This is a genomic window from Desulfosarcina cetonica JCM 12296, assembly GCF_001311845.1.
Lineage (GTDB): Bacteria > Desulfobacterota > Desulfobacteria > Desulfobacterales > Desulfosarcinaceae > Desulfosarcina > Desulfosarcina cetonica.
Map to the genome: position 1 here is coordinate 1 of NZ_BBCC01000220.1, position 9,474 is coordinate 9,474.

At 58.3% G+C, this 9,474-nt stretch carries 11 protein-coding genes and 1 pseudogene; 5 read left to right on the top strand and 7 right to left on the bottom strand.

The genetic code is table 11. From position 1 onward, the window contains the following. The 6 genes from thiM to JCM12296_RS40450 form a co-directional block, all read right to left on the bottom strand. Window positions 1-579, bottom strand: a 579-nt coding sequence (gene thiM, locus JCM12296_RS29420) for a hydroxyethylthiazole kinase (protein ID WP_054700462.1), incomplete at its 3' end; no start/stop codon positions are given. Continuing rightward, entirely contained in the window at window positions 554-1,456 is a 903-nt protein-coding gene (locus JCM12296_RS48355) for a superoxide dismutase (RefSeq protein ID WP_083456640.1), read from the bottom strand. The genes thiM and JCM12296_RS48355, both read right to left, overlap by 26 nt. 62 nt (window positions 1,457-1,518) lie before the next feature. Continuing rightward, entirely contained in the window at window positions 1,519-2,025 is a 507-nt protein-coding gene (locus tag JCM12296_RS29430) for a tRNA (cytidine(34)-2'-O)-methyltransferase (protein WP_157068004.1), read from the bottom strand. Next, window positions 2,025-2,780, bottom strand: a complete 756-nt coding sequence (locus tag JCM12296_RS49565; protein WP_306304160.1) for a M48 family metalloprotease — start codon at window positions 2,778-2,780, stop codon at window positions 2,025-2,027. The genes JCM12296_RS29430 and JCM12296_RS49565 overlap by 1 nt, the downstream gene beginning before the upstream one ends. Beyond that, window positions 2,720-3,355, bottom strand: a complete 636-nt coding sequence (locus tag JCM12296_RS49570) for a M48 family metalloprotease (RefSeq protein WP_306304161.1) — start codon at window positions 3,353-3,355, stop codon at window positions 2,720-2,722. Before JCM12296_RS49570 ends, JCM12296_RS49565 begins: the two co-directional genes overlap by 61 nt. A gap of 46 nt (window positions 3,356-3,401) precedes the next feature. Next, window positions 3,402-3,710 carry a zinc ribbon domain-containing protein gene (locus JCM12296_RS40450; RefSeq protein ID WP_218188347.1) on the bottom strand — a complete coding sequence of 103 codons (309 nt, stop codon included), beginning with the start codon at window positions 3,708-3,710 and terminating at the stop codon, window positions 3,402-3,404. Between the two features lie 372 nt (window positions 3,711-4,082). Here JCM12296_RS40450 and JCM12296_RS29445 point away from each other — a divergent pair, with 372 nt between their 5' ends. From JCM12296_RS29445 to JCM12296_RS29465, 5 genes and pseudogenes are all read left to right on the top strand, one after another. Continuing rightward, complete coding sequence (locus JCM12296_RS29445) at window positions 4,083-4,925, top strand: amidohydrolase family protein (RefSeq protein ID WP_054700479.1); 843 nt, start codon at window positions 4,083-4,085, stop codon at window positions 4,923-4,925. A 24-nt stretch (window positions 4,926-4,949) separates the two neighbouring features. Next, window positions 4,950-5,393 carry a VOC family protein gene (locus tag JCM12296_RS29450; RefSeq protein ID WP_054700482.1) on the top strand — a complete coding sequence of 148 codons (444 nt, stop codon included), beginning with the start codon at window positions 4,950-4,952 and terminating at the stop codon, window positions 5,391-5,393. A 432-nt stretch (window positions 5,394-5,825) separates the two neighbouring features. Then, on the top strand, window positions 5,826-6,239 hold the full coding sequence (locus JCM12296_RS29455; RefSeq protein WP_054700485.1) for a YncE family protein: 414 nt from the start codon (window positions 5,826-5,828) through the stop codon (window positions 6,237-6,239). A 12-nt stretch (window positions 6,240-6,251) separates the two neighbouring features. After that, a pseudogene (locus tag JCM12296_RS29460) lies at window positions 6,252-6,680 on the top strand (DsbA family protein); the annotation flags it as partial. A 37-nt stretch (window positions 6,681-6,717) separates the two neighbouring features. Beyond that, a complete protein-coding gene (locus JCM12296_RS29465) occupies window positions 6,718-8,181 on the top strand; it encodes a two-component system sensor histidine kinase NtrB (RefSeq protein ID WP_054700490.1) in 1,464 nt (487 codons plus the stop codon). Here JCM12296_RS29465 and JCM12296_RS29470 read toward each other — a convergent pair. Continuing rightward, window positions 8,178-9,474: efflux RND transporter permease subunit (locus JCM12296_RS29470; RefSeq protein WP_172684170.1), on the bottom strand; the 1,297-nt coding region annotated here is incomplete at its 5' end. The genes JCM12296_RS29465 and JCM12296_RS29470 overlap by 4 nt on opposite strands.

Consider the following 9,474-nt stretch of genomic DNA (forward strand, 5'->3'; position numbering starts at 1 on the left):
TCGGGTCATCAGCGGCACCCCGTTGGCCACGCGCAACATCCGGCAGCCGTCGGTGATCAGGTCTCTTTCACCGGAGACCGCCACGATGCAGCCATAGTGTTGGGCAATGGCACCAGCGGCATCAACAACCGCATCGGAAAGGCCCAGGGAGGAATCCACCCCCCTGGTCTTCACGGCGGCATCGGCCAGGGAGAGCACTTCCGAGGCGTTTCCGCGAATCACCGAAACCGCCGTGTCGTCGATGATGTTGCGCACGCTGCGGGATCGATAGGCCGTCGCCCCGGCCCCCACCGGATCGAGGATCACCGGCAGCCCGTGTTGGTTGGCGGCCCGGGCGGCCAGGAGCATGGCCTCGACCCAGGGGTCGGAGAGCGTTCCGATGTTGATCACCACGGCCTTGGCCATGGCAGCCATCTCGGCAACTTCATGGCGGCTGTGCGCCATGACTGGGGAGGCGCCCATGGCCAAAAGGATGTTGGCCGTGGTGTTCATCACCACCAGGTTGGTGATGTTATGAATCAGCGGCGCGGTTCTTCTGACCGTTTCGAGAAGATCAGTCGTGGTGCGCTTGATCGGCATGGGATGCGTCTTCCTTCTCGGCCGGTGCGGCCTCATGGGTAGTCTCGGGTGCTTGTGCCGGTGCCGCTTCGGCTTCCACGGCTTCCTCCGTCACCTCGGCTTCCGCTTCGGGCGCGACAGCCGGTTCATCCCCGGCCTCGGTCACCGCTTCGCCGGCGGCCGGGGATGCATCCTCCGGCAGTTGACTGGCCACGAACTCCCAGTTGGCCAGCTTGTCCAGCACGGTCTCGACGAATTCCGCCCGTCGGTTCTGGTAGTCCAGGTAATAGGCATGTTCCCAGACATCCACACAAAAAAGCGGCAGCATGTCGTGGGCAATGGGTGTGTCCGCATTGCCACCGGTAAAGATCGCCAGCTGCCCGTCTTTCAGTACCAGCCAGGCCCATCCGCTGCCGAACTGGCTACTGGCGGCCTTGATGAAAGCCTCCTTGAAATCATCGTAGCTGCCAAAGGCGTCATCGATCATCTCGGCCAGGCGCCCCTCGGGCTCTCCGCCACCCTTGGGTTTCAGAACCTTGAAATAAAACGCATGGTTCCACGCCTGGGCGGCGTTGTTGAAGATGCCCGCCACGGCCGCGTCACCGGCGGTCATGCGGATCACTTCCTCGGGTGTTTTGCCGCCGCAGGCCGTTCCGCTGGTCAGCGCGATGGCCTTCTTCACGTAGCCGGCATAGTGCTTGTTGTAGTGCAGATCCATGGCCTGGGCGCTGATGCAGGGTTCCAAGGCATCCAGCGCGTAGGGCAAGGGTTCCTTGGTAAACTGGGCCGGCTCATTGCCGATCCCGCATTGGGTCAGGAAAAGCGCCGCAAAGACACAGGCCAGGAGGAGCGATGCACACCGCAGGCCGCGATGGTGCGTAACGGGACGAGTTGCCATGGATTTTCTCCTTTTCATGTTTTCAACGTTTAGGTAAAAATGGTTAAGTGAAATGGTGTTGTTTATCTCTCGAAACCCAGCGGCTGAAACGCCCGCAGGCTTTCGTACAACGCGATCCCCGCCGCCGTGGAAAGGTTCAACGAACGGATCGCCGTTGTCATCGGAATTCGGTAGCAGGCCTGCGGATAACGGGATACAATCGCTTCCGGCAGGCCGCCGGTTTCAGAGCCGAAAATCAGGAACATCCGCCGCCGGGCCGGCATCTCCCAGAAAACCCGCGACGCTTTTTTGGAGAAGAGCGCCACTTCCGCCGCTTCAGGCGCCATACCCTGGCAAAAGGCGTCAAAGTTTTCCCAGACCTTGACGGCCACCCGCTCCCAATAGTCCAGCCCGGCCCGTTTGACCTGGCGGCTCTCCAGGGAGAAGCCCAGCGGCCGGACCAGATGCAGCGTCGCCCCCACGCCCAGGCAGGTACGCCCGATGTTGCCGGTATTCCAGTGGATCTCGGGCGTTACCAAGACCACATGGCGTTCCGGCGAAAGCGTTGGCGGATCCTTCTCACGGCGCACTACTTGACGACGCCCCAGGCCTTGAGCCGTTGATAGGCGTAGCGGGCCTCATCGCCCTGCTGCACCTTCTGCAGATAGGCCTGATAGGCCTTGGCGGCCGGCTCGAGCTTCTGCATGCCTTCCAGGGAAAGCCCCTGGAAAAAGACGGTTTTGGGGTTGCCCGGCAACCGTCGCTGATAGGTCGAGAAATCTGTGTATGCCTCGGCGTACTTTTTGTTGCGCAATTCGGTAATTCCGCTGATGTGGTAGGCCTGCGCCTCCTCGGGGTAGACCTGTTTGGCACGCTGAACATAACGCCGGGCCGCGGCATCCTTTTTCTGCACCAGTTGGCACTTGGCCATCAGCAGCAATCCCGTATAATCATCGGGTGCCTCGGTCAAGGCCTGTTTGAAGAGCCTCTCGGCATCGCCGTATTTCTCCTTGCCCATGGCTTCCTCGCCATCCTGCATCTTCTTGATGGCACCTTTTATTTTTCTCAACCGGGCGGTCTGGTCCATGTACCGCTCCCGATAGATAGGATTTTTGCCGAAGCCCGCGTATTCGCCCTTCGCCTGGCTGACCGCCATCCGATAACGCTCCACGGACATGGGATGGGTGGCGAAGAGCAGATCCGTGGCACTGGCCTTGTGCTGATTCTTGGTGTTGAGCATTTCCATGAGCCCCACCATGCCCTGGGGACTGTAGCCGGCGCGGGTCATGTATTCCATGCCCAGACCGTCGGCCTGACGTTCGTTGTCGCGGCTGTACGAGGCCAACAGGGCCCCGGAACCAGTTGCCCCAATTGGCCGGCCAGGTCACCGGCCGTCGAGCCGACGGCCGCGCTGGTCACCAGGGCCAGCCCCCCCACGGCAATGCTGGCCAATTTGGCCTTGGACATGCTCGCCGCGGTGTGGCGGGCATTCACATGTCCCAATTCGTGTCCCAAAAGGGCGGCCAGTTCGGCCTCGTTGTCCAGTTCCAGGAGAATTCCGCGGGTGCAGGCAATACTGCCGCCGGGAAAGGCATAGGCATTCACATAGTTGGCATTGACACAATGAAAGTCGTACGGCATCCGGGGACGATGCGTCCTGGCGGCCAACGCCTTGCCCGTGGTTTGAATGTAACCCTCTAGGGCACGGTCCTGGGTGGTGCCGTAATCGGAGGAGAATTGATGGGGCGACTGCTGGTGATCCAGGGCGATCTCCTGGGATTCGCTCATCATCATGAGCTGGGATTGGCCCGTCACCGGATTGGTGGCGCAACCCGAGGCCAGCCCGGCGGCGGCCATTGAGGTCATGATGAGAAATTCACGACGGCTCAACCCATTGATGGCCCGTCTTGAAATGCGCATGTTCACCTCATTCAAAAACCATTGTACGGATTTTTCAGACAGTCTCTCAAGCCCGTTGTCCGCAATGCGGACAGTACTTGAAGGAGCGATCAAAGCGTTTCCGGCAAGCCACGCAAACCCTCTCCGTTCCATCCAGGGGCGGGGACGGCGCCGGTTCAAAAGCGGTCTGCATTGACCGCTCGCAATGTTCGCAGAGCAGAAAGGGCTCTCCCCGCTTGACCCGGATCAACGGAATAAAAAACAAACTCAGGTAATGATCCACCCGCGTGGTATAGGCCTGCATCAACCCACAGACCGGGCAGCGCTGCGGGTTTTCATCCACCCGCCGGGTCTTGGGTTGTACACCGGCAATCAAAAACATACGGCCCCTTTCGGTATAACTAAGGGATGTGGGGAAGGCATGCAATGGCCAGGGCAACCGCATTTGAGTCGTTGTTACTCGTTTTACACGGTGACAACGTGCGAAAATGTCAAATGTCCAATGACAAATGCCAATTGGTGGTATTCTGTCTATTTTAAGATCGATACCATCCTTCAATTGACATTTGGATTTTGGCATTTGGCATTGATCGAATCAAGATTGTCTGCTTTCTATCAGGCCAACAAAAAACCGAAAGCCAAATGCGGTTCGCCTGATGTACTGACCTTTGCCGGTTGCATGCGTGGGTCGTATTGTTATAAGAAAACGGTTCATAGTCAATATGCAAATACTCTCAAGGAGCCTGCCATGATCATCGATTTTCACGTGCACACCTTTCCCGCCGCCATCCGGGATCACCGGGAGCGGTTTTTGGACGACGAACCCGAATTCAAGCTGCTCTATGAGGATCCCAAATCCAAACTGGTTTCCGCCGAGAATATCATTGCCATGATGGATGACCAGCAGATCGACGTCTCCGTGGTGTTCGGTTTTCCCTGGCGCAATGCCGAGACCTGCCGGCTTAACAACGACTACGTGATCGAGGTGGTAAACCAATATCCCGACCGCCTGCGGGGCTTTTGCTGCGTGGACAGCCTCAGCCCGAGCGCCGCCGAAGAGGTTGAACGCTGCCTGAATGCCGGCCTCAGCGGTGTTGGGGAACTGGCCTTTTACGGCTGCGGCATCGACGGCCAGTGCCAGCTCAGCCTGGACCCGATCATGTCCCTGTGCCGGGAAAGGGACGTTCCCGTGCTGCTGCACACCAACGAAGAGGTCGGCCACCTCTATCCGGGCAAGACCCCCAACACCATGATTCAGATCTACGAAACCATTAGCCGCTTTCCCGACAATTCCATTGTTTTGGCCCACTGGGGCGGCGGGATCTTCTTTTATCAGCTGCTCAAAAAAGCGGTAAAGGAAACCCTCAAAAACGTCTATTACGACACCGCCGCTTCGCCGTTTCTCTACGACAGCCGGATCTATGCCTACGCCAGGGATCTCGTGGGTCTCGACAAGGTATTGCTGGGCACCGACTATCCGCTGCTCAAACCGGCCCGCTATTTAAAGGAAATGCGCGAGGGTGGCCTTAGCGAGGCCGAAATCGAGGTGGTCTGCGGACAAACGGCGGAACGGTTGTTGAAGATTGTCTAAGGCAACACCGTTTTGATATCAAATATGAAGATAAAACAACTCGACCACATCAACATCGTAGTCAGCGATCTTGCCGCAGCGACTGATTTTTTCCGCCGCCTGGGGTTTACCGTCAACCATCAGGGGACACTGGAAGGTGCCTGGATATCGGCCATCGTCAATCTCGATGCGGTCCATGCCGATTATGTCCAACTGGCCTTCCCCGGCTCAACCGTCAACATCGAACTGCTCCAGTACCACACCCCTTCGTCGCCACCGTCGCGAAAGACGGAGCAGGCCAACCACATCGGCATCCGCCATCTGGCTTTCGCCGTCGATGACATTGGGGCCCTGGTAAATGGCCTGAAAGCCGAGGGTGTCGAATTTTTTGGTGATATCCAAACCTATCCGGCAACCGGCAAGCGGCTGGTCTATTTTTACGGGCCGGACGGGATCATTCTGGAGTTCGCCGAATACCCCCACCCCTGACCTTTTGCAGGGAAGGCATGCAAATGCGCTGAACGATAAGGGAATGCGTCAGGGCCGGAAGTTGGCCCCGCCGCCTTCCCTGCCTCCATTGCGCACCGGTCTTCGCACTTTAACTTAATTTAGGTCAACGGTTGAAGCCCTGCCTCATTTTGCCCCAATATATTTTATTTTATAATTATTTCTCATAATTAGGGACATAGTGAGTCAAAATAAAATCGTCTGTTTTGACACATTGCGGCGCCTTGGTCGTCCCCCATCATCAACCGGGAGCGGTCTTCCCATGCGGTTTTTGCCGATACGGTGATCCCCAGCGAGGTTTGAAAGGACTCTCGGCGCGCGATCCGATGTTGATGTTGGCAGGGAAATTGCTGATATTGAACCTGGAGGGAAATGTTGTTTTGAACCCTATGAATCCACACGAAGAGGTGATGTATGCACTTTACCATCATGAAACGGCTGATGTTTCTCTTTTTCATGCTTTTTGCCGGCACGACGGCCTGGGCAAAGGCGGAATGGCAGGTTCTCGAAAACATTCAACTCGCCGCCAAGCCACTGGATGTGATTGTGGCGGCCGACAACCGCTGGATCTATCTTCTTGACGATCAGGGCCAGCTGGCTATCTACGGAACCAATGGTCAGCTCCGGGAAACCATCGCCGTGGGGCGGGACGTCGATCAAATCAAAGCCGGCCCCCGGGAAGATCTCGTTTTTCTGCTCAGTCGCGCTCGCCAGACGGTGCAACTGATCAGCGTCAATGTCATCGAGGAATTCGACACCCGGACCGCCCCTTCCAAGGGACCGGCAGACGCGCCGATCACCATCGCCGTTTTCAGTGACTTCCAATGACCGTACTGTGCCCGGCTCACGCCGGTTCTCGATCAGTTGATCGAGCAGTATCCCCAACAGGTAAAAATCGTCTTCAAAAACTTTCCCCTGCGAAACCACCGTTTTGCCCTCAAGGCGGCCCAGGCGGCGATTGCCGCCGGAAAACAGGGGCAATTCTGGGCATTTCACGATCAGCTTTTCAAGCGCTACAACCGATTGAGCGACCCAGCCATCGATGAAATCCGGGCCGCGCTGAACCTTAACGCCCAACAGTTCAAGGCCGATATGCAGGCACCGGACACCATCGCCCAAATCAACGCCGACGTTTCCGAAGCCAACCGGGCCGGTGTGCACGGTACGCCAACGGTCTTCATCAACGGTCGTTTACTGAGGGATAAATCACTTGGCGGATTTCAAGCCATGATCAACTTCCTTCTTCAGCAACCCATTGCCAGGCAGTGATCGCCCCTGCACACTGAATATTCATAGTGGAGCTGATATGAACGCATCCGACCCCAAAAGCTGGATATCGACGCATCTGAAAACACTCATGACACCCCACAGCCCCTTGCGGATCCTGGGCACGATCGCCATCGCCATCTTTATCGGGGAAACCCTGGTGATGCTGATCCTGGCCCTTCTTCCGCCCCTGCCGACATTCACCGAGGCCATCACCGACTCGACACTCTTGATCGTGGTGACCTCCCCGGCGCTCTATTTTTTCCTTTTCCAGCCGCTCATCCGCCACATCCAACAGCGCGAAGCGGCCAAACGCAGCCTGCGTAAAAACCGGGATCTTCTGCAAACCGTCTTTAACGGCATCTCCGACCCGCTGATTCTGCTGGACAGGAAATCCCGGGTCAAAATGATCAACGACGCCGCCATCCGCTACTACCGCATCGATGAACCGCTGATCGACGGTCAGCCTTGCCACGCCGTGTTCATGTCCGGCGATGGCCCCTGCCCTGAATGCGAGATCCCGAGCCTTATCGCCGAAAACGCCAGTCACACGTTCGAAAGAAAAGGGTTGTTCGATCCATCGCGCACCGAACAGGTAGTGATCTACCGATCGTGGGATCAGGCCAACAAAATTGGCGCGGCGATCCTGAAAATTACAGACGTGACCGAGGCCAGGGCCCTGGAACGCCAGATCAACCAGCGCGAGCGCCTGGCCTCCCTGGGCCTTCTGATCTCCGGGGTTGCCCATGAGATCAACAACCCCAACACCTTCATCTCCTTCAACCTGCCGATTCTAAGGGATTACCTGAATGAAATGATTCCCATCATCGATGATTATGCCCATGGGAAAACGGATTTCGAAATCGCCAACATGCCCTATGCGGATTTTCGCCAGGATCTGTTCAAGCTCATCGAGAACATCACCCACGGCTCGCGGCGCATCGATACAATCGTTTCCCAGCTCAAGGAATTTTCCCGCCTCCGGGAGAAGCACCAGATGGGAGAGGTCGATGTCAAAGGGGTGGTGGAACGGGTGGTGACCCTGGCCAACGCCCAGATCAAGCGCATGGTGAAACGATTCGAGCTTGAAGTCGCCCCCGACCTGCCGCCGCTGTTCACCGATAGCCAGGCTATCGAGCAGGTGGTCCTCAATCTGCTGATCAACGCCGGCCAGGCGGCCGACAAACCTGATTCATGGGTACGCCTGAAGGCCTATGGCCTCTCTTCCGAGCCTTTCTCCGTTTGTCTCGAAGTGGCGGATAATGGCTGCGGGATGGATGATCAAACCCTGAACCATATCTTCGATCCGCTGTTTACCACCAAAAGCCCCGATATTGGAACCGGGCTGGGCCTCTACATCTGCCATAATCTGGTGGATGCCCTGGGGGGTCTGATTGAAGTCAGCAGCACGGTCGGCGAAGGCAGCGTATTCCAGGTTCTCCTTCCCGACCTGCGTGCGCGTGCCGGCCTGTCCAGGGCCGAGATGGCCGCCGCTTCTCATTAGGCCGCCCTTTCCGTCGTCGCCGGCCCTTCGGCCTGCGTGTCATCCACCGCCCCGACGTCCCGGAGGGCCTGGATTTCCGTGCTGGCCAGGAAGCGCTGCTCTTTGATGGCGCAGTAGAGCACCGGGACCATGAGGATCGAGATGAGCCCCACGGTCATTCCACCAATGGTCGGGATCGCCATGGGCACCATGATGTCGGCGCCGCGCCCCGTCGAGGTCATGACCGGTAACAGGGCCAGCACCGTGGTGGCCGTGGTCATCAGACAGGGGCGGATACGCCGCAGGCTGGCCGCAACGGTCGCCCGGCGGATATCCCGGATGCGTTGCAGGCGGCCGCCGGCGAAGGTATCCTCGAGGTAGGTCGCCATGACGACCCCATCGTCCGAGGCAATGCCGAACAGGGCCAGAAAACCCACCCAGACGGCCACGGAGAGGTTGACCGGATGGATCTGGAACAACTCGCGTAGCGAGACGTTGAAGATCGTGACATCCAGAAACCAGGCCTGACCATACAGCCAGATCATGATGAAGCCCCCGGCCCAGGCCACGGCGATGCCGGAAAACACCAGGGCGCTGGTGGCGGGCGAGCGAAACTGGTTATAGAGGATCAGGTAGATGATGATCAGCGCCAGCGGCAAAATCAGGCGCAGCTTCTTCTGGGCGCGCATCTGATTCTCATAGCTGCCGGTAAAGGCAAAACTGACGCCGGCGGGCAGGTTCAGGTTGCCGCGGGCAATGGCGTCCATCAGGTGTTGCCGGGCCTGGGCCACCACGGTGCCGTCGGCCGCGCCCGGCATTTTATCGAACAGCACATAGCCGGTGGTGAAGGTGTCCTCCCCCTTAATCACCTGGGGGCCGGCCACATAGCGGATGTCGGCCAGTTGGCCGAGGGGGATCTGCGTGCCATTGTAAGCCGGCACCAGAATCGTTCCCAGGGTGTCGATGTGATCGCGCAATTCCCGCAGATAGCGTACCCGCACCGGATAGCGTTCACGGCCTTCCACCGTGCGGGTGATCGGTTTGCCGCCGATGGCGACCTCGATCACGTCCTGGACCGCTTTCAGGGGGATGCCGTACTGGGCGATGGCCTTCCGGTCGATATGAATTTCAATGTACGGTTTTCCCACGTTGCGATCGGCGATCACCGACTTGGCATCGATGACCGGTACCTGGCGCAGCAGGCTTTCGATCTGCCGCCCGGTGTCCTCGATGGCCGCCAGGTCGGGGCCGTGGATCTTGATGCCCAGGTTTGCCCGGATGCCGCTTTGCAGCATGACCATGCGCGCGGAGATG